Source organism: Kribbella lupini (genome assembly GCF_039529595.1).
GTDB classification, from domain to species: domain Bacteria; phylum Actinomycetota; class Actinomycetes; order Propionibacteriales; family Kribbellaceae; genus Kribbella; species Kribbella lupini.
This window is the reverse complement of record NZ_BAAANC010000001.1, coordinates 1,901,652-1,926,424: the sequence shown is the minus strand read 5'-3', so window position 1 is coordinate 1,926,424 and position 24,773 is coordinate 1,901,652. Positions and strand designations below refer to the sequence as shown.

Sequence of the window (24,773 nt, the reverse complement as noted above, 5' to 3'; positions counted from 1 at the left end):
GCAACCGGATTTCCGCTCAGCGGCGGCGCATCGCCGCGCTCAGTGCCGGGGTGAACGACATGTTGTCCTCGGAGTTCAGCGTGACGCCCGGCGGGACGATCTCGTCGATGCGGTCGAGGACCTCGGTGGAGAGCGTGATGCCGGCGGCCGGCAGTTGCGACTCGAGGTGCTCCATCGTGCGCGGGCCGATGATCGCGGAGGTGACCGCCGGATGGCGGATCACGAAGGCGATCGCGAGCTCGATCAGCGTCATCCCGGCCTCCTCGGCGAGCTGGGCGAGGGCGTCCGCGGCCGCGAGCTTGCGCTGGTTGACCTCCAGGCTCAGGTCGAACCGCGCGGGGAAACGCCCGGCGCGCCCCGACGCGGGCGCCTCCGCGTCGATCCGGTAGCGGCCCGACAGCCAGCCCATCGCGAGCGGGCTGTACGTGAGCACACCCATGCCGTGCCGCAGGCAGGTCGGCAGTACGTCGTACTCGATCGCCCGGGCGAGCACCGAGTACGGCGGCTGCTCGGTGCGGAAACGCTCCCGGCCGCGGCGCTCCGCGGTCCACTGCGCCTCGACGATCTCCGACGCCGGCACGGTCGAGGCGCCGAACGCGCGGATCTTGCCCTGCGCCATCAGGTCCGAGAGCGCGCCGAGGGTCTCGTCGATGTCGGTCGTCGGGTCGAGGCGGTGGATCTGGTACAGGTCGATCCAGTCGGTCCCGAGCCGCCGCAGCGACCGCTCGACCGACTCGACGATCCAGCGCCGGGAGGCGCCGCGATGGTTCGGGTCGTCGTCGAACGGCAGCCCGACCTTGGTCGCGAGCACGACGTTGTCGCGGCGGCCGGCGAGCGCCTTGCCGACGATCTCCTCCGACTCGCCGGCCGAGTAGATGTCGGCGGTGTCGACGAAGTTGATCCCGGCGTCGAGCGCGCGGTGGATGATCCGGATCGAGGCGTCGTGGTCGGGGTTGCCGGCGCCGCCGAACATCATCGCGCCGAGGCAGAGCTCGCTGACGGTGATGCCGGTCTTGCCGAGTGGGCGGTAGTCCATGTGGGGTCCTTGACGTTGAGGTAGGCTCCGGACCATGACCGGAGAGGCTGTCCACTTAGACAGTAGCGGACAGGCTATCCACTTACAAGGAGGACCCGTGCCGACCAAGCGCGCCGACGCCCAGCGCAACCGCGACAAGATCCTCGCCGCCGCGCGCCAGGCGTTCAGCGAGGGGGGTGAGACGTCGATGGCCGAGATCTCCCGCCGCGCGGACGTCGGGATGGCGACGCTCTACCGCAACTTCCCCGGCCGCCGCGAACTGCTGGAGGCTGTGTACGCCGACGAGGTCACCGCGCTGTGCGAAGCCGCCGAGCGCGCGACAGGGGAGACGCCCGGCGCCGCCCTGCGGACCTGGCTGCTGCAGTTCGCCGCGTTCATCACCGCCAAGCGCGCCGTCGCCACCGAACTGCTGACCCAGCTCGGCACCGACGAGTCCGTGATGCACGAAGGTCGCACAGCCGGTCTGGCGGCCGGCCGGCCGCTGCTTGAGGCAGCCCTGAAGTCGGGCGAGGTCCGCAACGACCTCACCCTCGAGCAGATCTTCGACATGGTCGTCGCCATCGCCACGATCCACGCACCCGCGGACTACGTCGACCCGATCCTCCAGACAGCCCTCGACGGCCTGCTGAAGCCGTAAGTGCTAAGACAGACCCCATGCAGCCAGGTCCCCACAACGCGCTCACCGACGTCCCCGGCGTACTGGTCGGCCAGGTCGAACGCACCGACCCGCCGTACCTGACCGGTACGACGGTCGTCTACTTCCCCGGTACGGCGGTCGCCGGCGTCGACGTGCGTGGCGGCGCGCCCGGCACCCGCGAGACCGACCTGCTCGACCCGGTGAACTCCAACCCCGGCGTCAACGCGATCGTCCTGTCCGGCGGCAGCGCCTACGGCCTCGACACCGCCGCCGGCGTGATGGCGTGGCTGGAGGAACGCGGCGAAGGCGTCCGAGTCGGTGCGGGAGAGCGCGACGTGGTCCCCATCGTCCCCACCGCCGTCGTCTTCGACCTCGGCCGAGGCGGCGGCTTCACCGCCCGCCCGACCGCCGACTGGGGGCGAGACGCCATCAGCGCCGCGACCGACGGTCCAGTTGCCCAAGGCAACCACGGCGCCGGCGCCGGAGCCCGCGTCGGAGGTCTCAAGGGCGGCACCGGCACCGCCAGCGTCCGCCTGGCCGACGGCACCACGGTCGCCGCCCTCGCCATCGTCAACGCCGCCGGCTCAGCCGTCAGCCCCACCGGCCGCCTGTACGGCGAACCGTTCGCGTTGGCTGAAGAGCTCGGCGTACTGAACACCCCCACCGAACCCCCACCCGCACCGCCTGCCGGCCCCATTCCGGGCATGAACACGGTGATCGCCGTCATCGCCACCGACGCACCCCTCGACAAAGCAGCCGCCAAGCGTCTCGCGATGATCGCCCACGACGGCCTCGCCCGAGCCATCGATCCCGTCCACACCCTCGTCGACGGCGACTCCATCTTCGGCGTCTCCACCGCCGCCAAAGACGCCACACGTCTGAGCGTCACCGACCCCACAGCCCTGCTCCAGCTCGAAACAGTCTTCGCCGCCGGCGCCCGCTGCCTCACCCGAGCCGTCGTCCACGGCGTACTGGCCGCCCAAACGGCCGACACCCCGGGCGGCCGGCTCCCCAGCTACCGAGACACCTACCCCTCGGCCTTCACGAACGGCTAGGGCGGCGTACGACCTGGGGACTACGTCGGTGGTCGGTTGGACGACCTAAAGGCGATCTGAGGACAGGTCTTCAGGCCGACGAAACCGACGTCCGAACCCGACAGGGTTTGGGGTATGACTCAGACCGGTCCTCAGATGATGCAGGTGCCCTACCAGAACCAGCAGCCGGCGTTGGCTGGGCGGGGGTTGGTGAAGTACTACGGAGACGTGGTGGGACTCGCGGGGGTGGATGTCGCGGTCAGGCCGGGGGAGGCGCTGGCGGTGATGGGCCCTAGCGGGAACGGCAAGACGACCTTGCTGCACGTCCTGGCGGGGATCCTGACGCCGGACCAGGGGGAGGTGTGGCTGGGCGGCGAGCGGGTGGATCAGTTGAGTGACGCTCAGCGGACCGTACTGCGGCGCCGGCGGCTCGGATTCGTGTTCCAGGACGACCAGTTGCTGGCCGAGCTGCCCGCGGACGAGAACGTCGCGTTGCCGTTGATGGTGGACGGGGTGTCCAGGAGAGAAGCGGTGACGCGAGCGCGCGGGATGCTGGCCCAGGTGGGGCTGGCGAACGAGGCCACCAGACGGCCGGGGGAGTTGTCGGGCGGCCAGGCGCAGCGGGTGGCGATCGCGCGGGCGTTGGTCGGCGAGCCGCAGGCGGTGTTCGCGGACGAGCCGACGGGGGCGCTCGACGCGGCGACCGGTGCGCAGGTGATCGACCTGCTCGTGGGCGCGGCGACGCATCGCGGCGCGGCGGTGGTCGTGGTGACGCACGACGACGCGGTGGCCGCGCGGTGCCACCGCGTCGTACGGATCGTCGACGGCCGGGTGAGCGACCGATGAATCCGATGACCTCGCTCGGGCTGCGGTTCGTGCGCAGACCCGGGCCAGGCGGCCGGGCCGCGAACCTCGCCGCGTTCGGCGCGACCGCGGTCGTCGCACTGCTGATCACGTTCCTGATCGCCGGCACGCTCGGGCTGACCGAGCGCAACGACCGGATCGGCTGGCGGGTCAGCGACGAGGGCGACGCCGGTACGGCGGTCGGCGTGACCAAGGACGTCGACGACATGGTCGACGGCAAGCCGTTCCAGCGCCTCGACGTTGCCGTCGTCAACGATCAGCGCAACGCCGGGCTGCAGCCGCCGCCCGGCCTCCCGCACGCGCCGAAGCCGGGCGAGGTGTTCGTCTCGCCCGCGCTGGCCAAGCTGTGGGGCCCCGACCTCGCCAAGCGCTACCAGACGGCCCGACCGACCGGCACGATCTCCAGCGCCGGTCTGTCGTCCCCGGACGAGCTCGTCGCGATCCGCGGCCTCGCACCCGACGCGCCCGGCCTCCAAGCGAACAACCATCCGAACTACCTCGAGACCTGGCACGGTACGTCGACCGACGAGCGGATCGCGACCCTGCTCGCACTCGTTGCCTTCGGCATCGCTCTGGTCCTGTTCCCGGTGCTCAGCCTCGTCGGCCAGGCCGCCGGTGTCGCCGCCAAGCGGCGCGAACACCGCCTCGCCGCCCTGCGCCTCGCCGGCGCGACGCGCAGTCAGGTCCTCCTGCTCAGCGCGGTCGAGCAAGCCGTCCTCGGCTTCTTCGGCGCCGTCGCCGGCCTGATCGGCTACACGCTCCTCAGCCCGCTCATCGCGCGGATCCCGATCGGCGGCGGTCGCTGGTACGTCCAGGACCTCACCGTCAGCTGGTGGCTCGTGCTGCTCGTCCTGGTCGTCGTGCCGCTGCTCTCGGTGCTGAGCGCGCTGATCGGCCTCGGCCGCGTCAGCATCACGCCGCTCGGCGTCGTCCGCGGCCAGACCCGCAAGGGCATCACGCCGTTCCGGCTCGCGCTGCTGGTCGTCGGCCCGATCATCCTCGGCGTGATCGGCACCGGTGGCGCGCTGCTCCCGCTCGTGATCGGCGTCGGCTTCGGCGCGCTCGCGGTCCGGGTCGTCGGTCCGTTCGCCGTCCAGATCATCGGCCGGATCCTGGCCCGTACGGCGAAAGGCCCGGTCGCGCTGCTCGCCGGCCGCCGGCTCGTCGACGACCCGAAGGCCGCGTTCCGCCCGGTCGCCGCGCTCGTGCTCAGCGGGTTCGTCACCGGCTTCCTGGCGCTGTTCATGCCGTACGGCATCAACGGCGACGGCAAGGACACCGCGTTCGAGTTCTACACGACCCAGGCCACCACAGCCCAGGTCGCTCAGGACGCCAAGAACAGGCTCGCGAGCGCGGGCCTCAAGGGCCAGGTCACGACCGACGACCAGACCGTCGAGATCGTCGTCGCCAGCAACGACCGCGAAGGCGTCCGGACCGTGCTCTACGACCTCGTCCCCGGCAGGGTGCCGTTGACCGACGCCGAGAGGGACCAGCACCAGGCCGGGCTCTTCCTGGACATGCGGCTCGGAGTCGCCCTGCTGCTCGGGCTGGTGTTCGTCACCGGCGCCGCCTCGACCGCGGCCGGAGCAGTCGGTACGGCGCTGGACCAGGCCGGCCCGGCCAAGGCACTGCGCCGATCGGGCGTGCCCCTGCAGGTGATCGAGCGATCCTCCCGCCTGGCGGCCGTCGTACCGGTGATCGGAGTGGGACTGCCGGTGGTCGGTTTCGGAGCGGTCTGTGGTCTGCTGCTCAGCGGCGGGCAGGTGATCACCCAGGGCAACTGGGGAGTCCTGCTGCTGTTCGGTCAGGTCGCGGTCGGACTGATCCTGGTCGCGGTCGCCGGAGCGGCCGGCGCACCGGTGCTGCGCAAGGCCAGCGTGGGTTAACCGAAGTCCTGGGACCGGCGCATGCAAGGATGAGGGCATGCGTGACCTGAATGCGCCGGTCCCGGAGCTCACGGACGCCTCTGCCGCTCTGCGCGAGGCGATCGACCGGTGCGGCTACTACCCCGACGTGGTGACGGACTCGCTCGCGATCGCCGTCGCGAACGAACCGATCCGCGCCTTCGTCCTGCAGCACGAACCGACCTTCGACCGCGACGAGGTCCGCCGGCACATCACGATCCTGGCGCTCACCCCGACCCGGCTGATCGTCGGGCACACCGACGAGCACGCCGCCGACGACCTGATCCGGGCGCCGTACGCGTCCACCTCGACCGAGGCGATCCCGCTCAACCGGGTGAACGCCGTCGTCGTGAACCGCGTCGTCCCGAACCCGTCGGCCTACGCCTCGGGCAAGGCCGACCCGGCCTCGGCCGGCGGCGAGGTCGTGCTGACCATCGGCTGGGGCATGGTGAACCGGATCGACCTCGAGCCGGCCGTCTGCGCCGACCCGAACTGCGAGGCCGACCACGGCTACACCGGTTCCGTTGCCGCCGACGACATCTCGCTGCGGATCAGCGCGGCCGCTGACGGCCCGGCCGGGATCCAGCAGGTTCTCGACTTCGCCGCGGCGCTGTCCTTCGCGACGACGCGGTAGTTGCCGTGCCCGGCCCGACGCCGACACTGCCCGCGTACGGCGGCGGGTCGCTCGCCGACGTCCTGCCCTCGGTCGCGGGCGCGCTCTCGGTGCCGGGCGAGCAGAACCAGCTCGGCCTGCCCGAGGCAAGCCGGTACGCCGTACTGCTGCTCGACGGCCTCGGCTGGAACCTGCTACGCCGCCATCCCGAGCAAGCGCCGTACCTGAGCTCGCTGACCGCTCGCGCGCTGACGGCCGGCGTACCGTCGACGACCGCGGCGAGCCTGACCAGTCTCGGCACCGGCCTGCCGCCGGGCGCGCACGGGATCGTCGGCTACTCGTCGATCGTGCCCGAGACCGGTGCGCTGCTGAACGCGCTGGCCTGGGACGCGCCGGTGGATCCGCGGCGCTGGCAGCCGCACCCGACCGTGTTCGAGCGGGTCGCGGCCGCGGGTGTCGCCACGCGGAACGTCAGCAAGGCGCGGTTCGACAAGTCGGGCCTGACCGCGGCGGCGTTCCGGGGGAGTGCGCACCGCGGGGCGGACACGATCGAGGACCGGCTGGACGCGACCAGGTTCGCGAGCCGCGAAGGCAGCTCGTCGCTGGTGTACGTGTACGACTCCCAGCTCGACTACACCGGTCACATGCAGGGCTGCGAGTCCTGGCAGTGGCGCAAGGAGCTGACCGCGGCGGACTCGTTCGCGCAGCGCGTCAGGGCTTCGCTGCCGCGGGACGCCGTACTGGTGGTCGTGGCCGATCACGGGATGGTCGACGTCGCGCCGGAGGACCGGATCGACCTCGACGCCGATCCGACGTTGACCGACGGCGTGCGGCTGATCGGCGGGGAGTCGCGGTTCCGGCACCTGTACTGCGTCCCGGGGGCCGAGCCGTACGTCGCCGATCGCTACCGCGAGCTGCTGGGCGACCGCGGGCTCGTGCTGTCGCGGTCGGAGGCGGCCGAGCGGGGCTGGTTCGGTCCGGTCGAGGACCGGGTCGCGCCGCGGATCGGGGACGTCGTCGTGGCGGCGCTCGGTGACGTGGCGCTGGTGGCGGGGACGCGGTTCCCGCAGGAGGCCGGGCTGATCGGCATGCACGGCTCGCTCACCGAGGACGAGATGGCGATCCCCCTGCTGGTCGACGCGGGCTAGAAGCTCCAGACGTTCCAGAAGAACGTCGAGGTCGCGTCCCGGCCGTCACCGTCCTGCGCCCGGACGGTGACTTTGTAGCGTCCGGCGCCCGGCGTGAGGACGCCGGTGATCCAGCCGCGTTCCGAGTCGATCTTCAGGCCCGGCGGCAGGCCGGTCGCGGTGTAGCCGATGCCGCCCTTGCTGCTGAGGCCCTTGATCAGCAGCGGTACGGCGGGCAGCCCGCCGATCCCGAGCTGCTCGCCCGGCTTGGTGATCGTGACTCCGGACGTCGGCGCCTTCGTCGACGCGCCGACCGCCTCGGCGGCGTCGACCAGGCCTTCGCCGTAGTACGAGTTGTTCGCCTCCGAGCCGGTGCACTCGCCGCCGGACGCCGCCGGGCAGGGCAGGTCGTTGGCCTGGGCGGTGAGCCGATCGCGGACCTGCTCGGGGTTGAGCTTCGGGTTCGCGCTGCGGAGCAGGGCGACCACGCCGGCGACGTGCGGCGAGGCCATCGACGTACCGTCCATGGCTTGGTAGCCGCCGCCCGGGATGGTCGAGTAGACGTCCTCGCCGGGTGCCGCGACGGTGATCTTGCCGGTCCCGAAGTTGGAGAAGCCCGACTTCACGTTGCTGCCGTTCACCGAGGCGACCACGATGACGTTCGGCAGCTCGGTCGGCAGACTGAGGCAGTCGTCGCCGATCGTGCGCTGGGCCGGGGTCGAGTCGTTCGGGCTGGTGTCGTCGCCGGACTTGGCGGCCAGGTTGTACTTCTCGTTGCCGGCCGCGGCGACGTTGACGACGCCCTTGCTGTCGGCGTACGCGACGGAGCGGCGGACGGCCTCGGCGATCGCGTCCTGGTCCGGGTCGCTCGGGCAGGTGAACAGCCACGGGTCGGTGTAGTAGCTGTTGTTGGTGACCGACACGCCCTTGTCGGCGGCGAAGACGAACGCGCAGACGGTGTTCTCCGGGAAGAACAGCTGGCTGCTCGGCTCGGCGACCCGGATCGAGGAGATCCGGACGCCGGGAGCGACACCGACCATGCCCTTGCCGTCCTTGGCCGCCGCGATCGAGCCGGCGACGTGGGTGCCGTGCTCGCCGACCGGCCGCCAGGCACCGGGCCGGGTGTCGACCTTGCCGTACGCGCACGACGCCGAACGGGCCGCGTCGAAGTTCGCCTTGAGGTCCTGGTGCTGGTCGTCGACCCCGGTGTCCAGGACGCCGACCGTGATCGACTTCGAGCCAGGGTTGACCGCCCACGCCTGGTCCGCGCCGATCTGCGTCATGTCCGGGCGCGGGATCTCGGGGGACTCGTCCGGGGATTCGGTCGGAGCCGACGGGACCGCCGGGTTCGCGGCCTCGGCCGGGACGTCCGACGTACGGGTCGCTCCGACCTTCTGGACGCCGCTGACACCGCGCAGCTTGCCGGCGAAGTCGGCCGTGGCCGAGTGCACCACCAGGACGCCGATCGCGTCGTACGCCGCGAAGACGGTGCCGCCGGTGCCGGTGATCGCCGAGGTCACCGCGGCGGTCTGCTTCGGGGCGGTGAGCACGAAGTACGCACGCAGTCCCGCCTCGGCCCGGACCGGGACGGCGACGGCCGGACCGGCCACGGCGGTCGTCGTCAGGAAGAGGGCGAAGGAAAGGGCGGACAGGAGAGCTTTGCGCACGACCCAGTAGAACCTGGCGAGGGTCCAGAACAAAAGCCGACGCCCCCCGGCGTTACTGACCCGCAAGCGACTTTGGCAGGATGGGCGCCCGTGGCTGAGCTCCTTTACTTCACCGGGACCATGGACTGTGGCAAGTCCACGCTCGCGCTGCAGATGGATCACAACCATCGGGCACGCGGCCGGCGGGGGCGAATCTTCACCAGCCACGACCGGGCCGGCGACAACGTGCTGTCGTCGCGGCTCGGCCTGGCGGCCGAGGCGATCGAGGTGCGCCCGGACTTCGACTTCTGGGACTACGTCGTCGGCGAGCTGACCCACGGCGGCCGGATCGACTACGCGGTCTGCGACGAGGCGCAGTTCTACCAGCCCGAGCAGGTCGAGCAGCTGGCCCGGCTGGTCGACGAGCTGCAGGTCGACGTGTTCTGCTTCGGCATCCTGACCGACTTCCGGGCGCGGATGTTCCCCGGCTCGGCGCGGCTGGTCGAGCTGGCCGACCGGATGGAGCTGCTGCAGGTCGAGGCGCTGTGCTGGTGCGGTGAGCGGGCGACGCACAACGCCCGGACGGTCGGCGGCGAGATGGTGACCGAAGGCGACCAGTTGGTGGTCGGCGACATCGAGCAGGACGACCACGAGGTCGCGTACGAAGTACTCTGCCGTCGGCACCACCGGCGTCGGCTGACCACGGCCCGGGCCCGGGCCACGCTGTCTCCCGAGGTACTCCCGTTCGGAGGTTCTGCATCATGAGCCCGTTGATCACCGCGGCCGAGCTGCGCGCTGCGTCCGGCGTGGTCGTGCTGGACGCGACCTGGAACCTGGTGGGCCCGCCCGGTCGCGAGGCATACGACGCGGGGCACGTGCCGGGGGCGTACTTCGTGGACCTCGACACCGAGCTGGCCGGGCCGCCTGGTGAGGGCGGGCGGCATCCGTTGCCTGATGCAAGTGTCGTCGAGGCCTTGCTGCGGCGGACCGGGATCGACGCGGACTCCAAGGTGGTCGTGTACGACGCGGCCAACTCGATGGCGGCGGCGCGGGCGCGGTTCGTACTGCGGTACTTCGGGGTGGAGGACGTGCGGGTCCTCGACGGAGGCTTCGCCGCCTGGCAGGCCGCCGGGGGAGAGGTCAGCACGACGGTCCCGGCGGATGCCGAGGTCTCGGCGGCGAAGCCTGCCGTTGGGGGCGAGCCTGCCTTCACTCCCACCCCGGGGCATGTGCAAGTGCTCGACGCGGAGGGTGCGGCGGAGGTTGCTGCGTCCGGCGTACTGCTGGACGCCCGGGCGCCGGAGCGGTTCGCCGGTGAGGTCGAGCCGATGGACAAGGTCGCCGGGCACATCCCGGGTGCGGTGAACGCGCCGACGACCGGCAACGTCGCCGCCGACGGGCGGTTCCTCCCGGCCGGCGAGTTGCGTGAGCGTTTCGCCGCGCTCGGCGCGGACGGGTCGCAGCCGGTCGGGGCGTACTGCGGGTCCGGCGTGACCGCGGCGCACGAGGCGCTCGCGCTGGAGATCGCCGGCGTGGACGCGCCGGTGTACGTCGGCTCGTGGTCGGAGTGGATCACCGACCCCGACCGCCCGATCGCCACCGGCCGCGACTGAACGTCCGAAGAAGTCGCATGCGTCCGAGGAATCCGAGGCTATAGGCCTCAGCTCTTCGGACGCATCGCGGTTCTTCGGACGCAAGGGGTGTGGCGGGGCCTTTCGACGACGGTGGTAACGCCCGGGCGAGTCCTTGACTTGCTCGGCGTGCACCTTCAGGCTCGGGAGAAATCGATTTCCCCTTCCGCCCCTGGAGGAGTCGCCATGGACCGCAGGACCTTCCTGAAAGCCGCCGCCGGTACCGGCGCCCTGGCCGCCGTACCGGGAGCCGCTTCCGCCGCGGTGGCCGCGCCGCGTGGCGCGAGCGGCGTACAGGCCGTACTGACCACCAAGGTCGCCGACCTCACCGGTCCCGGGCTGACCGACCGGTTCCGGATGGCGGCGACCGACCTCGGGATCCCGGTGCGGACGCCGGACGGCCGGATGCTGTTCATGTTCGGCGACACCTTCGAGGAGGCCCGCGTCGGTGGCGGCTGGTGGCGTTCGCCGGTCGCGTTGTGGTCGACGACGACCGACCTGACCAGCGGCGTGAAGTGGTCGGGCGCGGTCGGTGGCGCGGCGGCTCAGCAGCTGTGGGACTACCCGCACGACAACCCGACGTTCTCGACCGTGCTGCCCTCGGACGTGATCACCATCGGCGGGTCGATGTACCTGCACGCGATGGTCAACAAGGGCCTCGGCAACGTGGTCTGGACCGAGATCTGGCGCAGCGACAACTCCGGTGCGAGCTGGTACCACACCGGAGCGAAGTTCGACCCGAACCTGGACGGCGGCATGTTCCAGTGCCTGACCTGGGGCGAGGGCAACGACGGCTACGTCTACGTGTACTCGACCGGCTTCCAGCGCAACAAGCCGATCATCCTGAAGCGGGTCCGCAGCACCCAGATCGCCAACCCCGCGGCGTACGAGCCCTGGGGGTTCCGCGACGGAGTGTGGGCCTGGGGCAACCCCGCCACCCCGATCCTGTCCGGCAGCTTCGGCGAGCTCTGCCTGCGCCCGCTCGGCGGCAAGTGGATCCTGACCTGGTTCAACGCCGGCGACTACCGCATCGACGGCATCATCATGGACACCCCGACGTCGAACCTCTACACCGCCAACCGCCAGACCCTCGTTTACGGCGGCGCCTGGGGCCAGGAGGACGGCAACCACGTCGCCCAGCTGTACGGCGGCTACGTCATCCCCGGATCCACGCTGAGCGACCTGCACCTCTCGGTGAGCCAGTGGAACACCTCAGCCGGCTGGCCCTACCGAGCGATGCAGTTCCGCGTCCGCGGCTTCGGCTAGTACGGAAGCGCCACGTAGTCCACGTGCTGGCCGGCGTTCGGGTCGCCGGCTACCTCGCGCGGGACGTCGCGGACGATCAGGCCGGCTTCGCTCGCGGCGGTGAGGGCGGCCTGGTCGTAGCGGGTCTTGCCCCAGATGTCGACCATGTACTTGCGGGTCTTCAGGTAGTCGACGTAGCGGGCCATGTGGGCGTCGTCGAGGCCGAGGGCGGCGAACAGGGCGATCCGGTCGCCGTCCTTGCTCGCGACGCGCCACTTCGGGTACTTGTCGTGCTCGTGCGGGAGCGGCGCCTTCGACTTCGGGAAGCGCAGCAGGGTGCCGTTGCCGCTGTGGGTGGTGCGCAGGCTCCAGACCGCGACGTCGCCGACCCGGGTGCGGACGTACACGTTGTTCCCGACGTTCAGGTCGGGGGTGTTGTGCGACTGGTGGCGCAGGTTCAGGCCGCCGGTGTGGCGGTAGTGGTCCTGCAGGTAGATGCCGAACCGCAGGATCGTGTACCGGCCGTTCCAGTCCGGCGCGTTCGGGTCGACCCGGTCGGCGTTGTCCTTGTGGAAGCCGCGCTGCACACCGTTGACCGTGAACGCGCTGTCGCCGGTGTAGACGATCTTGTCCTCACCGAGGATCTGCCGGGCGATCTTCACGAAGTTGCCGTCGGTCAGCACCTCGCGCAGCCGCGGGTTGGCGAGCAGGTCGCCCCCGAAGCTCTTCCGGGACCAGTGCGCGGCCTCGCGGAGCCGCTTGACGTCGCCCGCGGAGTACACCCCGCGCACGATCGTCCAGCCGTTCTCCCAGAATCCGTTCACGTCGACGTCGTTCACCGCTGACATGTCCCACCCTTCCGGTCCGCCGGGCCCGATCGCCCGATCTACCCGGCACGATGCGCACTGCGGCGAAAAGGTTGCGAACCCGTCCGCTGGGCGTGCGCAACGGTCGCCGCGGCGTCCTGGACGGCGTCGACGAAGGCGGCGACCGCCGGGTGCTTCCGGGCGCCGTCGCGGTAGGCGACGCCGGTACGACGGCGGATCGCGAGCGGGACGAGGGTGACGCCTTCCGGTGGTGAGCCGGCGGCGAGCTGGGGAACGAGGGAGACGCCCTGGCCGGCCGCGACCAACGCCAGGACGGCGTCGAAGTCGTCGGCGGTGTGGCGGATGCGTGGGGAGTAGCCGGCGGCCCGGCAGGCGTGCAGGGTGACCGCGTGGCACGCCGTACCGGTTGTGCCCGCGATCCAGGAGGAGTTCTCCGCGTCGGCGATCGACCTCTCGTCGCCGTGGACCGCCAGGTAGACCGTCTCGTCGAGCAGCGGCTGGGTCTCGCCGGCCTCGACGGCCGGCATCACGTCGTAATCGTTGACCAAGGCAACATCCAGCCGGCGTTCGCGGAGCTCGCGCGGTGCGTCGGCCGGGTCGAGCTCGGTGACGGTGAGGTCGAGGCGGGGATGGTCGCGGGCGAGGCGCACGAGGGTCGACGGGAGCAGCGTCCGTACGGCGGTGGGGAAGGCGCCGATGCGCAGCGGGCCGGCGAGTTCGGTGGTGGCCAGGTCGGCCTCGGCCTCCTCGAGGGCGACGAGGATTTTCTCGGCGTGCTGGACGAGCCGTTCGCCGGCGGGCGTGAGCGTGACACGGCGGCCGGTGCGTTCGAGCAGGCGGGTGCCGGCTTCGCGTTCCAGGACGGTGAGCTGCTGGGAGACCGCGGACGGTGTGTAGGTGTGTGCGTCGGCGACCGCGGTGATCGTGCCGAGCTGGGCGAGATCGCGGAGGAGCCGCAGGCGGCGGACGTCGAGCATAAGAGCAGCTTAAGCATTGAGTCAGAAACGTGAACTGGACCTGGGGGTGCGCGGGACCTGAGGGTGGTGAGCATGAAGCTCACTGGCGTGCTGGTCCCCCTGATCACTCCGTTCGACGCCGAGGGTGGTGTCGCGGTCGAGGCGCTCGAAAGGCTCGCGGAGCGAGTGCTGAGGGACGGCGCGAGTGGACTGGTCGCATTGGGGACAACTGGTGAGCCGGGCAGTCTGACCGCGGCCGAGCAGCAGGTGGTGGTCGAGGTCGCGACGCGGGTGTGCCGCGAGCACGGCGCGACCTTGATTGTCGGAGGGGATGGCGGTGACGCCCGCCTGAGCCTGGTGCCGCCGTTCGTGCGGCCAGGGGAGGCGGGCGTGCTGGAGTACTTCCGGCAGCTGGAGAGCCCGGTCCCGCTGGCGATCTACCACGTGCCGTACCGGACCGGGCAGGCGTTGAGCGCCAGGACCCTGCAGCAGATCGCCGAGCTGCCGAACGTGGCCGGGATCAAGTACGCCGCCGGCGGGATCGACGACGAGACGATGCTGTTCCTGAGTGGAGACCTGCCCGACGACTTCGCCGTACTCGGTGGGGACGATCCGTTCATCGCGCCGATGCTCGCGCTGGGCGCGCACGGCGGGATCCTCGCCTCGGCGCACCTCGAGACCGGCAAGTTCGTCGCGATGGTCGACGCCTGGCGGTCCGGCGACCTGGCGACGGGCCGACGGTTGGGGCGGGAGCTGGTGGGACTGTCGAAGGCGTTGTTCGCCGAGCCGAACCCCACGGTGATCAAGGCGGTGCTGCACGCGCGCGGTGAGATTCCGACGCCCGATGTCCGGTTGCCACTGCTTGCCGCGAAGATGGTGGAGCAGATGCCGGTGAGCTGAGAGGTGGTTGCGGTGGGCCAGTACGTCGAGGCCGGGGGAGTGCTGACCTACTTCGAGGTCGAGGGCGAAGGCGAGCCCGTGCTCCTGCTCCACGGTGGTGGGGTGAACGGCGAGACCTGGGTCGCTCAGGTGGACGCGCTGGCGAGGCACTACACCGTGATCGTCCCGGAGCGTCGCGGCCACGGCCGGACGCCGGACGTCGACGGCCCGGTCACGATGGACCTGATGACCGCCGATCTCGTCGCGTTCATCGAGCGGCTCGAGATCGGGCCGGCCCGGGTGATCGGCTGGAGCGACGGCGGCAAGCTCGGCGCCTGGCTCGCGCTCGCCCGGCCGGAGCTGGTCCGCAAGCTGGTGCTGATCGGCGCCGAGCTGACGAGAGCCGGCCAGACGCCCGCGGCCGCGCAGCTGATGACCGACGAGGGCCTCGAGCAACTGGCGGTGGCGTTCCGCGCGCAGTACGAGATGCTCGCGCCGGACGGGCCGGGGCACTTCGATGTCGTGTTCGCGAAGTGGGCCGAGATGTGGCGCACGATGCCTGACCTCGATCTGGGGGAGCTGGCCGAGCGGCTGACCATGCCGGTGCTGGTGATGCAGGGCGACGACGACGGCATACGGATCGAGCACAGCCTGGAGATCGCGAAGGCGCTGCCCGACGCGCAGCTGGCCGTCGTACCGGGGACTTCGCACGGGCTTCCGCTGGAGAAGCCCGGCCTCGTCAACCAGCTGCTGATCGACTTCCTGGCCGACGAGCAGACCCGCAAGTTCATGCCGATGGGCGCCCTCGACCACTGATCCGCCGTTGTGCCGAACCGTGACCGAGCCAGGCGTTGATAAAGTAACACGCATGGTTTAACTTACTCGGAACTTGACCTGCTGTGGCCCAGCCCACACCCCCTGAGGAGTTCCGATGACGAGAACGGCTAGGTGTGTCGCGACTTTGTCGTCCGCGGCCCTGCTGCTGAGCGCGGCCGCGTGCGCGGACGGTACGACGCCCGCCGCGGACAGCGGCGGCGGAATCGACCAGAGCGCACCGGTGACGATCACGGTGGGCAACAAGCCGAAACCCGACAAGCCGGCCGACGTGGCGTCGTTCGAGCGCAAGATCGAGGCGTTCACCGACAAGAACCCGAACATCACGATCAAGGCCACCGAGACCGAGTGGGACGCGCAGACCTTCCAGGCTCAGGTGGCAGGTGGCTCGCTCCCGACCGTGATGAGCATCAGCTTCACCGAGCCGCTGAACATGATCCCGAACAAGCAGCTGCCGGACATCACCGACGAGCTGAAGCTGGTCGACCTGACCAAGGACCTCAACCCGCAGACCCTGAAACTGGTGCAGGACGACGCGGGCCGGATCTACGGCGTTCCGTTCGAGGCGTTCTCGGTCGGGCTGGCCTACAACCGCGCGCTGTTCAAGCAGGCCGGGCTCGACCCGGACAAGCCGCCGACGACCTGGGACGAGGTCCGTCAGTACGCGAAGCAGATCCACGAGAAGACCGGCAAGGCCGGCTACGCGCAGCTGACCAAGGACAACACCGGCGGCTGGATGCTGACCACGATGACCTACAGCATGGGCGGCACGGTCCAGTCCGACGACGGCAAGAAGAGCACCTTCAACGACGCGCCGACCAAGAAGGCGCTGCAGCTGCTCAAGGACATGCGCTGGACCGACAACACGATGGGCAGCAACTTCCTGTACAACCAGGAGGAGGTCCGCCAGGACTTCGCGGCCGGCAAGATCGGCATGGTCATGCAGGCCTCGGACGCCTACGACATGTGCGTGAAGAACTTCGGCATGAAGCCGGCCGACTACGGCCACGGCGCGCTGCCGCAGGACGGCGGCCCGCACGGCACGCTGACCGGTGGCTCGATCAAGATGATCAACCCGAAGGCGTCCAAGAACGAGATCGTGGCCGCGCTGAAGTGGATCAAGGCGACCGAGTTCGACAAGTACACCAACGAGCAGCTCGCGGTCGAGGACGCCAAGACGGCGATCGCGGACAAGGGCTTCGTCGGCCGGCCGGGCGTGACGCCGCTGAGCCAGGAGACCTACGACCAGTACAACAAGTGGCGCGAGCCGTACAACAACGTGCCGGTCGCGCAGTTCGCCGGGTACATCGAGTCCACCAAGACGCTGAAGCTCCTGCCCGAGCCGTCCAACAAGGGCCAGGAGGTCTACGCCCTGCTCGACCCGGTCGTGCAGCAGGTGCTGACCAAGAAGGACGCGGACATCGACAAACTGCTCACCGACGCCGCCTCGAAGATCGACGCGCGCCTGTCCCGGTAGCCCACCATGGCCCTGTCGATCCGATCCGATGCCCAGTCCCGCCGGGGTTTGCTCACCTGGTACCGCTCCGGCGGGCTGAGCGCCATCCTCTTCGCACTGCCCCTGGTGCTGATCTTCCTGTACTTCTCCTGGGGCCCGATCGTGCGCGGGCTGGTGCTCAGTTTCCAGAAGAACAACCTGGTCACCACCCCCGAGTGGGTCGGGTGGTCCAACTTCACCTACGTCCTGACCGATCCCCAGCTGCCGCAGGCCACGCTGAACACCTTGTACTTCGCGGCGCTGGCACTGGTCTTCGGCTTCCCGGTGCCGCTGTTCCTCGCGGTCTTCATCAGTGAGCTGCGCAGTACCGGCTGGCTCTACAACGTGCTGTCCTACCTGCCGGCGGTGGTCCCGCCGGTGGCCGCGATCCTGCTCTGGAAGTTCTTCTACGACCCGAGCGGGACCGGCGTCTTCAACACGATCCTCGGCTGGTTCGGCATCGATCCACTGTCGTGGCTGAACTCGCCGAACCTGGCGATGCCGGCGATCGTGCTCGAGGCGACCTGGGCCGGCGCGGGCGCGACCGCGATCATCTACCTGGCCGCGCTGACCGGCGTCCGGACCGAGCTGTACGAGGCGGCCGAGCTCGACGGCGCGGGGATCTGGTCCCGGGTCTGGCACGTCACGCTGCCGCAGATCCGCGGAATCATCCTGATCATGATGCTGCTGCAGCTGATCGGGACGTTCCAGGTCTTCACCGAGCCGTTCCTGTTCACCGGCGGCGGTCCGGACAACGCGACCACCACGATCCTGCTGCTGATCTACCGCTACGCGTTCATCAACGGCGACTTCGGCGCCGCCACCGCGCTCAGCGTGCTGCTGGCCGGGGTGCTGTGCGTGCTGTCGGTCGTGTACCACTTCCTCACCCGGCGTTGGAGCACGACATGACCAGTCTCCCGATCACCGAGCAGGTCGCGACCGCGCCGGACGACGCGGCCCCGGCCAAGCGCAGCCCACGCCGTACGGCGGAAGCGCAGGAACGCGGCATCATCTCCACCGCGGACCGGCGGCGGCCGCTGATCCGCTACGGCCTGCCGACCGTCCAGGTGCTGCTGTTCGTCGGCGTACTGGTCGCCGGCGTCGGTCCGCTGCTGTGGCTGCTCAAGTCCGGGCTGTCGACCAGCCAGGACATCCTGCAGGGCCCGATGGAGCTGTGGCCGAGTGGGATCCAGTGGGCGAACGTGCCGAACGCGTGGACGAAGGTCCAGATCGGCTCGTACCTCGGCAACACCGCGATCATCGCGATCGGCTCGTTGCTGTCCACCCTGTTCGTCTGTACGACGGGTGCCTTCGTGCTCAGCGTGCTGCGGCCGAAGTGGGGTCCGATCGTCACCGGCGCGGTGCTGGCCACGCTGTTCCTGCCCGGGGTCATCTCGCTGGTCCCGCTCTACCTGACCATCCTGAAGATGCCGGTGCTCGGCGTGAACCTGCAGAACACCTTCTGGGCGGTCTGGCTGCCGCAGGCCGCGGGCGCGTTCAACATCCTGGTGATGAAGCGCTACTTCGACGCGATCCCGCGGGAGCTGATCGAGGCGGCCCGGATCGACGGTGCGAGCAACGTGCGGCTGTTCACCGCGCTGATCGTGCCGCTGTCGAAGCCGATTCTCGGCGTCGTCGCCCTGCTGACGGTGATCGGGTCGTGGAAGGACTACCTGTGGCCGCTGCTGGTGCTGCCCGACCCGAAGCTGCAGCCGATCTCGGTCGCGCTGCCGCGCGTCCAGGAGACGACGGAGATCTCGTTGCAGATGAGCGCGTTGTTCCTGGCGGTCCTGGTCCCCGTGGTGCTGTTCTTGGTGTTCCAGAAGCAGTTCCTCAGAGGAGTCGGGATGTCAGGAGGGATCAAGGAGTGAGTTCGTTGTTGAGTGGACGACGGGTGCTGGTGACCGGTGCGGCCGGCCGGATCGGGTCGGTCACCACCGAGCACCTGACCGGGCTGGGCGCGCTGGTCACGGCGCTCACCATCGTCGAGGACCCAGCGCTGAAGGCCGACCGGGTGGTCGTCGGTGACACCCGGTCGGAGGACGACGTCGCGACGGCGCTGGAGGGCGTGGACCTGGTCGTGCACCTGGCCGCGCTGGCGCACCGCGACTCCGGTACGCCGTACGACGTGTACACCGGCAACGTGATCTCGACCTTCAACGTGCTCGCCCAGGCGGGCGCGCTCGGGGTCGGGCGCGCGGTCGTTGCCAGCAGCATCAACGCGTTCGGCGTGCCGATGAACCATCACGACGTGCTGCCGGCGTACTACCCGCTGGACGAGAAGATCCCGGCGGATGTGGACGACTGGTACTCGCTGTCCAAGCAGAACGACGAGAACACCGCGCGGATGGCGTGGCGGCACTGGGGGATCGACGTCGTGTCGCTCCGCTTCCCGCACGTCAACAATCCCGAGGTTCTGCGCCGGCAGGCCGACGGGTTCCGGGAGAACCCGGGCGCCGGCGTCCGCGAGGGCTGGAGCTACCTGGACACCCGCGACGCGGCGTACGCGATCGAGCTCGGCCTGACCGCGTCGCTGTCCGGGCAGCACACGCTGTTCGTCGCGGCCGGTACGACGAACGCCCCGTTCGCGACCGAGGACCTGCTCGACGCGTTCGCACCGAAGGTGCCGAGGCTGCGCCGGTTCGCCGGCCGCGAGGTACCGATCGACCTGACCGCTGCCCGGACCGTGCTCGGCTTCCAGGCCCGGCACGAGCTGGACCTGCCCACCGACCGACTGGAGACCTGAATGCCGCAGGAGACGCCCGCCACCTTCGCCCAGCCCTGGCCGGTCCGCGACGACGTCCGGATCCGGGCGGTCAAGGCGATCGTGACGGCACCGCAAGGGATCCCGCTCGTGGTGGTCCGCATCGACACCACCGAGCCGGGCCTGTACGGGCTGGGCTGCGCGACCTTCACCCAGCGCTGGAAGGCGGTGCAGACGTTCGTCGACGAGCACCTCGCCCGCCTGCTCGTCGGACGCTACCCCGGCGACATCGGCGACCTGACCCGGCTGGCGGGCTTCTCCGGCTACTGGCGTGGCGGCCCGGTGACCAACAACGCGATCTCCGGGATCGACCAGGCGCTGTGGGACATCGCCGGGAAGCGCGCCGGGATGCCCGTGTACGAGCTGCTCGGCGGCAAGGTCCGGGCCGCGGCCGACACCTACATCCACGCCAGCGGCATCACCATCGACCAGTGCCTGGAGCACGCCAAGGAACTGGTCGCGCAGGGCTGGCGACACATCCGGCTCCAGGTGTCGACGCCGGGTGGCGGCGGGTACGGCGCGCCGCGGCTGGCCACGCTCTACCCGGACTCGCCGTACCACAACGGCTGGTCGGCGCGGGACTACCTGCGGACCACGCCGGAGCTGTTCGCGGCGGCCCGGCAGTCGTTGCCGGACAACATCGAGCTCCTGCACGACACGCACTCGCGGCTCACGCCGAAGGAGGCCGTGCTGCTCGCGCGGGCGCTGGAGCCGTACCGGCTGTTCTTCCTCGAGGACGTGCTGGCGCCGGAGCTCTGGGACCGGCTGCCCGAGGTCCGAGCCGCGTCGCCTGTGCCGCTGGCCGTGGGCGAGCTGACCACGTCGATGGGAGACGCCGTACGGCTGGTGCGTGACGGCGGGGTCGACTTCATCCGTTCGCACGTGTCCGACATCGGTGGCCTGACGCCCGCGCGGAAGCTGGCCGACCTGGCCGAGCTGTGCGGCGTGAAGACGGCGTGGCACGGTCCGGGCGACACGTCGCCGATCGGGGCCGCGGCCAACGTTGCCCTCGACGTCAGTTCGGTGGCCTTCGGCATCCAGGAAGGGCACCTCTACAACGACGCGACGTACGAGGTCTTCCCCGGCACGCTGCGGATCAAGGACGGCTGGCTGACCCCGAACGAGGCGCCCGGCTGGGGCATCGAGATCGACGAGGCCGCCGCCGCGCGGTATCCGGCGCAGCTGTCCGGGCACGACGAGTGGGCGGCCGGCGTACGGCGGATCGACGGGGCCCTGGAGGCTCCGTGAAGTTCTCCGTGTTCACCGCGTCGACGCCCGACTGGACCCCGGCCGAGGCGGCCAAGATCCTGGCCGAGCAGGGCTGGCACGGGATCGAGTGGCGGATCACCGACCAGGACCCTGAAGGATCCGGATTCTGGGCGGGCAACCGGGCGACCTGGCCGTTGACCGGCCTGGAGGACAGTCTGGGCGAGATCGCGGCGATCACCACCGGCGCGGGGCTGGAGTTCTCGGCGCTCGGCGGCTACGTGCCGCCGACGCGCCGGGCCGACGCCGAACGGATGCTCGCGGCAACGGCCACGCTCGGCGCGGGCCGGGTCCGGATCGCCGGGCTGAAGGTCGAGCCGGGCCAGACGTACCGGGAGGCGTTCGCCGCCTGCCGGGAGCACTGGGAGTGGGTCGAGGACAAGGCGCGGGAGTACGGCGTACAGGCGCTGGTCGAGTTGCACCACGAGACGCTGACGCCGAGCGCGTCGGCGGCCCGCCGGATGCTCGAAGGGCTCGACCCGGCCCACGTCGGCGTGATCCACGACGTCGGGAACCTGGTGATCGAGGGCTGGGAGGAGCACGGCCTGGACGTGCTGGGCGAGTACCTGGCCCACGTGCACGTGAAGAACTGCGCGTGGCACCTGGCGGCGGTGGAAAGCGACGGCTCGTTGCGCTGGGGGCCGAAATGGGTACCGCTGCGCGAAGGCCGGGCGTCGCTGCCGGAATTGTTCGCCCGGCTGGCCGCGGCCGGCTACGACGGGTGGGTCGCGGTGGAGGATTTCTCCACCGTGCTGCCTTTGCCGGAAAGGACGCGGAACAATCTCGAATACCTCACCGCCGTCGCGCGGGCGGCGGGGTACGATCTGCGCTGATCGATTCAGCCGGCGCCGAAAGAATTCGACATCAGCGGGGAAGAATGTGACAAGGGAGGTGGGCGATGGTCACGCCAGACAGTGACTCGGCGGTACTGGACGAACCGACCCGATCGGGCGCGAACCAGTACGACCTGGGCTCCTTCAACGAGGCCGTGATCATCGAGACGATCCGGGTGGCCGGCATCATCAGCCGCACCGAGATCTCCCGGCGGACCGGGCTGACCCAGCAGTCGGTCTCGCGGATCCTGCGGGTGCTGCTGCAGCAGGGGCTGCTGGTCGAGGAGGCGCAGGAACGCGCCGAACGGCTCGGCAAGCCCCGGACCCCGGTCCGGCTGCGGTCGAACGCGGCGCACGCGGTCGGCATCCACATCGACCCCGAACTGCTGACGGTCGCCGTCGTCGACCTCGACGGGACGATCGTGCGCCGCGAGACCGTCGACCTGGCCGCGGACCTCGACGCGCACCGCCTGGTCGATCTGGTCGCGGCCACGGTCACGGCGGCGATCAGCATCAGCCAGGTCGACACGGCGTCGCTGCTGGGCGTGGGCGTCGCCGTACCGGGCCCGATCAACGCCGACGGCACGCTGCTCGACCTGCCGCTGCAGCCGGCCTGGCGCGGGCTCGAGATCCGCCAGTTGCTGCAGCAGAAGCTGAACCACCCGGTCCTGGTCGAGAAGGACGGGTCGGCGGCCGCGATCGGCGAGCGCTGGATCGGCCGCTCGGCGCGGGCCCGCGACTTCGCCTACCTGTACCTCGGCACCGGCGTCGGGTCCGGCCTGATCCTGAACGGCTCGATCTACCGCGGCCTGACCGCGAACGCCGGCGAGTTCGGTCAGCTGGCCGCACTGCGGATGGGGGAGTGGGACGGCGAGGGCGGCCCGCGGATGATGGCCGAGTGCAACCCGACCGCGTCGCTGCCGGTGATCGCGGCCGGGTTCGGATATGTCGAGACCGACCCGGGCGCGACCGACGAGGCGAAACGCTACAAAGCGGTCTGCAAAGCCGCCGCCGAGGGCGACGTCGCGGCCCGCAAAGCGGTCACCCAGGTGGCCCGGGTGATTGCGCAGGGTGCGGTCGGGATGGTCGACCTGCTGGATATCGACCTGATCGTTCTCGGCGGCCCGGCGTACGAAAAGGAAATCGCCGCGACGCTGATTTCCGAAATCGACCGGGCGGTGAATTCGTTCCCGATCGCGAAAGGCACCCGGACGGTCGCGGTGGAGGAGTCGATGCTGCAGACCGACGCGGCCGCGGTCGGGGCCGCGTCGACGATCTTCCACGACGCGTTCACGCCGCGCGTCGGTGGGTCGAGCCAGGCCCGGCGGCTGCCCAAGTAGGGATCTAGGATGCCGGGGTGGATGCCGCCGCTCTGACTGTTTCCCTGACCGATTTCGTGCAGCTGCGGGTGGTGCGGCCGGAGGACGCCGCGTCGTTCGTCGAGGCTCAGTTGCGGAGCCGCGAGCAGGTCGCGCCGTGGGAGCCTCGGCGGGCCGAGTCGTGGTACGACCCGGCGCTTCATGCCGGCCGGTTCGCTGAGTTGCTGACGAAGGACAACGTCGTCCCGTGGGTGCTGGTCGAGGGCGACCGGGTGATCGGTACGGCGACGCTGTCGAACATCGTGCACGGCGCGTGGCGCAACGGGGACATCGGTTACTGGGTCGACGTCGCCGAGGTCGGCAAGGGACTCGCGACGTTGGCGCTGGACGCGGTGTGCCGGCTGGCCGACGAGGTGCTGCTGCTGCACCGGGTCGCGGCGAGCACGGCGCACGACAACTACCGGTCGCAGCGCGTGCTGGAGAAATGCGGGTTCGAGCAGTACGGCTTCGCGGCGAACTACCTGCACATCAACGGGGCTTGGCAGGACAGCAACCTCTACCACCGCATCCTGAACGACCGCGAGCCGGGTCAGCCGCCGGCCTGAACCGATCGCCCGCCCCTGCGGGGCGGGCGATCGGAGGTGAGAGGGGGCGGCGCCGGCGCCCGGCCTTCGCCTTCGGCTCAGGCGGGCGGGAGACCGCGTTCAGGCGGGCGAGAGACCGCGCTCAGGCAGGCGGGAGACCGATGCCGCGGGAGACGTCGACGTCGTCGTACTTGCCTTCCAGAACGTCCTCGAACTTGACCGGGCGCTCGAGGGTGGAGGCGATGTAGACGGCCCGGACGGCGGCGAGCGCTTCGAGCCCGTCCTGCACGCTGATGCCCGGCTGCTTACCGTTGCTGACGGCATCGAGGATGTCGTCGTACTGGCGGCTGTGGCCGTTCGTCGACAGTTGCTGGCTGCCGGCCTCGTCGGAGCCCTGCTGCTCGACCGGCAGGTCCTCTTTGTTGCCGTCGGCGTTGAAACGGCGCAGGACGTCGTCCTCGACCTCGGCGCCGCCCTCGGTGCCGTGGACCGAGATCCGGGTCCGGCCGCCGGGGAAGGCGGCAGTGGTCGCGTGCAGCGTGGCGACCGCGCCGTTCTCGAAGGAGAATGTCGCGACCAGCGTGTCCTCCACCTCGATCGCGTGGTGCGCCGCCCGGATCGCCTGGGCCTGGATGGTGACCGGCCGGCCCATGAACCACAGCAGCAGGTCGAGGGTGTGCACGCCCTGGTTCATCAGCGCGCCACCGCCGTCCTGCGCCCACGTCCCACGCCAACCGGCCGAGGCGTAGTACTCGTCGCTGCGCCACCAGGCCACCGTGGCGACCGCCGAGGTGAGCGTCCCGAAACGCCCGGCGCGGATGGCCTCCGCGACGATCGCGCTGCCCGGGTCGAACCGGTGCTGGCTGATCACCGAGCAGACCACGCCGTGGCTCGCCGCGCGGGAGGCCGCCGCCGCGAGGCGACGGCCCTTCGCGACGTCGACATCGAGCGGCTTCTCGATGACGACGTGCAACTTGTGCTCCAGTGCCTGCTCCGCGATCGCGGCGTGCGTGCCGCTCGGCACGCAGACCGCGACCAGCGAGATGTCCGACCCGGCGACGGCCGCGTCCAGATCGCCGTACACCTTCGGCTCCGGGTGCCCGGCCTCGGTCAGCTGGGCGGCCAGGGCCTTGGCCGCGGCCGGGTCCACGTCCACCAGGGCGGTGACCGTGGCGTCGGGCCGGGCGCTGACGGTGTCGGCGTGGGTGCGTCCGATGATGCCGCAGCCCACGATCGCGACCTGGTGCGGCGTCGTCGAGTCAGCCATCTCGCTCCTTGG

The 24,773-nt window shown here is 70.4% G+C and carries 24 protein-coding genes; 19 read left to right on the top strand and 5 right to left on the bottom strand.

Translation table 11 applies throughout. The annotated features are described in order from the left end of the window. Positions 1 to 16: 16 nt before the first annotated feature. Positions 17 to 1,036 (bottom strand): aldo/keto reductase, encoded by a 1,020-nt coding sequence (locus ABD235_RS08835; RefSeq protein WP_344171858.1) that lies wholly within the window; start codon positions 1,034 to 1,036, stop codon positions 17 to 19. A 97-nt stretch (positions 1,037 to 1,133) separates the two neighbouring features. On the opposite strand from ABD235_RS08835, the gene ABD235_RS08830 reads away from it, so the two are divergent. The 6 genes from ABD235_RS08830 to ABD235_RS08805 all read left to right on the top strand — a co-directional run bounded on the left by ABD235_RS08830 (position 1,134) and on the right by ABD235_RS08805 (position 7,236). Then, positions 1,134 to 1,673: a TetR/AcrR family transcriptional regulator gene (locus ABD235_RS08830; protein WP_344171856.1), complete on the top strand. Its 540-nt coding sequence runs from the start codon at positions 1,134 to 1,136 to the stop codon at positions 1,671 to 1,673. Between the two features lie 17 nt (positions 1,674 to 1,690). Continuing rightward, positions 1,691 to 2,728 carry a P1 family peptidase gene (locus tag ABD235_RS08825; protein WP_344171854.1) on the top strand — a complete coding sequence of 346 codons (1,038 nt, stop codon included), beginning with the start codon at positions 1,691 to 1,693 and terminating at the stop codon, positions 2,726 to 2,728. Positions 2,729 to 2,842: 114 nt separating this feature from the next. Continuing rightward, entirely contained in the window at positions 2,843 to 3,553 is a 711-nt protein-coding gene (locus ABD235_RS08820) for an ABC transporter ATP-binding protein (RefSeq protein ID WP_344171852.1), read from the top strand. Then, a complete protein-coding gene (locus tag ABD235_RS08815) occupies positions 3,550 to 5,457 on the top strand; it encodes an FtsX-like permease family protein (RefSeq protein WP_344171850.1) in 1,908 nt (635 codons plus the stop codon). Before ABD235_RS08820 ends, ABD235_RS08815 begins: the two co-directional genes overlap by 4 nt. A 37-nt stretch (positions 5,458 to 5,494) precedes the next feature. Further along, complete coding sequence (locus tag ABD235_RS08810) at positions 5,495 to 6,109, top strand: DUF5998 family protein (protein ID WP_344171848.1); 615 nt, start codon at positions 5,495 to 5,497, stop codon at positions 6,107 to 6,109. A gap of 5 nt (positions 6,110 to 6,114) precedes the next feature. After that, on the top strand, positions 6,115 to 7,236 hold the full coding sequence (locus ABD235_RS08805; RefSeq protein ID WP_344171846.1) for an alkaline phosphatase family protein: 1,122 nt from the start codon (positions 6,115 to 6,117) through the stop codon (positions 7,234 to 7,236). Here the strand turns inward: ABD235_RS08805 and ABD235_RS08800 are convergent. Beyond that, positions 7,233 to 8,882 carry a S8 family peptidase gene (locus ABD235_RS08800; RefSeq protein ID WP_344171844.1) on the bottom strand — a complete coding sequence of 550 codons (1,650 nt, stop codon included), beginning with the start codon at positions 8,880 to 8,882 and terminating at the stop codon, positions 7,233 to 7,235. The genes ABD235_RS08805 and ABD235_RS08800 overlap by 4 nt on opposite strands. Before the next feature lie 90 nt (positions 8,883 to 8,972). Between ABD235_RS08800 and ABD235_RS08795 the strand changes: the two genes are divergently transcribed. The 3 genes from ABD235_RS08795 to ABD235_RS08785 all read left to right on the top strand — a co-directional run bounded on the left by ABD235_RS08795 (position 8,973) and on the right by ABD235_RS08785 (position 11,758). Then, positions 8,973 to 9,626 (top strand): thymidine kinase, encoded by a 654-nt coding sequence (locus ABD235_RS08795; protein ID WP_344171842.1) that lies wholly within the window; start codon positions 8,973 to 8,975, stop codon positions 9,624 to 9,626. Then, on the top strand, positions 9,623 to 10,474 hold the full coding sequence (locus ABD235_RS08790) for a sulfurtransferase (protein WP_344171840.1): 852 nt from the start codon (positions 9,623 to 9,625) through the stop codon (positions 10,472 to 10,474). Before ABD235_RS08795 ends, ABD235_RS08790 begins: the two co-directional genes overlap by 4 nt. A 204-nt stretch (positions 10,475 to 10,678) precedes the next feature. Further along, complete coding sequence (locus tag ABD235_RS08785) at positions 10,679 to 11,758, top strand: glycoside hydrolase family 183 protein (RefSeq protein ID WP_344171838.1); 1,080 nt, start codon at positions 10,679 to 10,681, stop codon at positions 11,756 to 11,758. Here ABD235_RS08785 and ABD235_RS08780 read toward each other — a convergent pair. Both ABD235_RS08780 and ABD235_RS08775 read right to left on the bottom strand, forming a co-directional pair. Then, on the bottom strand, positions 11,755 to 12,585 hold the full coding sequence (locus ABD235_RS08780; protein ID WP_344171836.1) for a phytanoyl-CoA dioxygenase family protein: 831 nt from the start codon (positions 12,583 to 12,585) through the stop codon (positions 11,755 to 11,757). The genes ABD235_RS08785 and ABD235_RS08780 overlap by 4 nt on opposite strands. Before the next feature lie 38 nt (positions 12,586 to 12,623). Beyond that, positions 12,624 to 13,541, bottom strand: a complete 918-nt coding sequence (locus tag ABD235_RS08775) for a LysR family transcriptional regulator (RefSeq protein ID WP_344171834.1) — start codon at positions 13,539 to 13,541, stop codon at positions 12,624 to 12,626. Positions 13,542 to 13,613: 72 nt separating this feature from the next. On the opposite strand from ABD235_RS08775, the gene ABD235_RS08770 reads away from it, so the two are divergent. From ABD235_RS08770 to ABD235_RS08725, 10 genes are all read left to right on the top strand, one after another. Next, a complete protein-coding gene (locus tag ABD235_RS08770) occupies positions 13,614 to 14,420 on the top strand; it encodes a dihydrodipicolinate synthase family protein (protein ID WP_344171832.1) in 807 nt (268 codons plus the stop codon). A gap of 12 nt (positions 14,421 to 14,432) precedes the next feature. Continuing rightward, on the top strand, positions 14,433 to 15,215 hold the full coding sequence (locus ABD235_RS08765) for an alpha/beta fold hydrolase (protein ID WP_344171830.1): 783 nt from the start codon (positions 14,433 to 14,435) through the stop codon (positions 15,213 to 15,215). 115 nt (positions 15,216 to 15,330) lie between these two features. Beyond that, positions 15,331 to 16,710 (top strand): ABC transporter substrate-binding protein, encoded by a 1,380-nt coding sequence (locus ABD235_RS08760; protein WP_344171828.1) that lies wholly within the window; start codon positions 15,331 to 15,333, stop codon positions 16,708 to 16,710. Between the two features lie 6 nt (positions 16,711 to 16,716). After that, positions 16,717 to 17,637 carry a carbohydrate ABC transporter permease gene (locus ABD235_RS08755; RefSeq protein WP_344171826.1) on the top strand — a complete coding sequence of 307 codons (921 nt, stop codon included), beginning with the start codon at positions 16,717 to 16,719 and terminating at the stop codon, positions 17,635 to 17,637. Beyond that, the gene (locus tag ABD235_RS08750; protein ID WP_344171824.1) at positions 17,634 to 18,599 is read left to right on the top strand and encodes a carbohydrate ABC transporter permease; all 966 of its coding nucleotides are present in this window, start codon (positions 17,634 to 17,636) and stop codon (positions 18,597 to 18,599) included. Before ABD235_RS08755 ends, ABD235_RS08750 begins: the two co-directional genes overlap by 4 nt. Further along, entirely contained in the window at positions 18,596 to 19,474 is an 879-nt protein-coding gene (locus tag ABD235_RS08745; RefSeq protein ID WP_344171822.1) for an NAD-dependent epimerase/dehydratase family protein, read from the top strand. The genes ABD235_RS08750 and ABD235_RS08745 overlap by 4 nt, the downstream gene beginning before the upstream one ends. After that, complete coding sequence (locus ABD235_RS08740) at positions 19,475 to 20,740, top strand: enolase C-terminal domain-like protein (protein ID WP_344171820.1); 1,266 nt, start codon at positions 19,475 to 19,477, stop codon at positions 20,738 to 20,740. It abuts the gene before it with no gap. Continuing rightward, positions 20,737 to 21,591, top strand: a complete 855-nt coding sequence (locus ABD235_RS08735; RefSeq protein WP_344171818.1) for a sugar phosphate isomerase/epimerase family protein — start codon at positions 20,737 to 20,739, stop codon at positions 21,589 to 21,591. Before ABD235_RS08740 ends, ABD235_RS08735 begins: the two co-directional genes overlap by 4 nt. A gap of 65 nt (positions 21,592 to 21,656) precedes the next feature. Next, the gene (locus ABD235_RS08730; RefSeq protein ID WP_344171816.1) at positions 21,657 to 22,931 is read left to right on the top strand and encodes an ROK family transcriptional regulator; all 1,275 of its coding nucleotides are present in this window, start codon (positions 21,657 to 21,659) and stop codon (positions 22,929 to 22,931) included. A gap of 17 nt (positions 22,932 to 22,948) precedes the next feature. Further along, the gene (locus tag ABD235_RS08725) at positions 22,949 to 23,515 is read left to right on the top strand and encodes a GNAT family N-acetyltransferase (protein WP_344171814.1); all 567 of its coding nucleotides are present in this window, start codon (positions 22,949 to 22,951) and stop codon (positions 23,513 to 23,515) included. Positions 23,516 to 23,636: 121 nt separating this feature from the next. Here ABD235_RS08725 and ABD235_RS08720 read toward each other — a convergent pair whose 3' ends face one another. Further along, entirely contained in the window at positions 23,637 to 24,761 is a 1,125-nt protein-coding gene (locus ABD235_RS08720; protein ID WP_344171812.1) for a Gfo/Idh/MocA family protein, read from the bottom strand. Positions 24,762 to 24,773: the final 12 nt, after the last annotated feature.

Excerpts from the sequence above, each read along its gene's own strand:
- ABD235_RS08835 (WP_344171858.1), bottom strand. The coding sequence starts at position 1,036 with ATGGACTACCGCCCACTCGGCAAGACCGGCATCACCGTCAGCGAGCTC.
- ABD235_RS08825 (WP_344171854.1), top strand. The coding sequence starts at position 1,691 with ATGCAGCCAGGTCCCCACAACGCGCTCACCGACGTCCCCGGCGTACTG.
- ABD235_RS08820 (WP_344171852.1), top strand. The coding sequence starts at position 2,843 with ATGACTCAGACCGGTCCTCAGATGATGCAGGTGCCCTACCAGAACCAG.
- ABD235_RS08815 (WP_344171850.1), top strand. The coding sequence starts at position 3,550 with ATGAATCCGATGACCTCGCTCGGGCTGCGGTTCGTGCGCAGACCCGGG.
- ABD235_RS08810 (WP_344171848.1), top strand. The coding sequence starts at position 5,495 with ATGCGTGACCTGAATGCGCCGGTCCCGGAGCTCACGGACGCCTCTGCC.
- ABD235_RS08790 (WP_344171840.1), top strand. The coding sequence starts at position 9,623 with ATGAGCCCGTTGATCACCGCGGCCGAGCTGCGCGCTGCGTCCGGCGTG.
- ABD235_RS08785 (WP_344171838.1), top strand. The coding sequence starts at position 10,679 with ATGGACCGCAGGACCTTCCTGAAAGCCGCCGCCGGTACCGGCGCCCTG.
- ABD235_RS08780 (WP_344171836.1), bottom strand. The coding sequence starts at position 12,585 with ATGTCAGCGGTGAACGACGTCGACGTGAACGGATTCTGGGAGAACGGC.
- ABD235_RS08775 (WP_344171834.1), bottom strand. The coding sequence starts at position 13,541 with ATGCTCGACGTCCGCCGCCTGCGGCTCCTCCGCGATCTCGCCCAGCTC.
- ABD235_RS08770 (WP_344171832.1), top strand. The coding sequence starts at position 13,614 with ATGAAGCTCACTGGCGTGCTGGTCCCCCTGATCACTCCGTTCGACGCC.
- ABD235_RS08760 (WP_344171828.1), top strand. The coding sequence starts at position 15,331 with ATGACGAGAACGGCTAGGTGTGTCGCGACTTTGTCGTCCGCGGCCCTG.
- ABD235_RS08755 (WP_344171826.1), top strand. The coding sequence starts at position 16,717 with ATGGCCCTGTCGATCCGATCCGATGCCCAGTCCCGCCGGGGTTTGCTC.
- ABD235_RS08750 (WP_344171824.1), top strand. The coding sequence starts at position 17,634 with ATGACCAGTCTCCCGATCACCGAGCAGGTCGCGACCGCGCCGGACGAC.
- ABD235_RS08740 (WP_344171820.1), top strand. The coding sequence starts at position 19,475 with ATGCCGCAGGAGACGCCCGCCACCTTCGCCCAGCCCTGGCCGGTCCGC.
- ABD235_RS08730 (WP_344171816.1), top strand. The coding sequence starts at position 21,657 with ATGGTCACGCCAGACAGTGACTCGGCGGTACTGGACGAACCGACCCGA.
- ABD235_RS08720 (WP_344171812.1), bottom strand. The coding sequence starts at position 24,761 with ATGGCTGACTCGACGACGCCGCACCAGGTCGCGATCGTGGGCTGCGGC.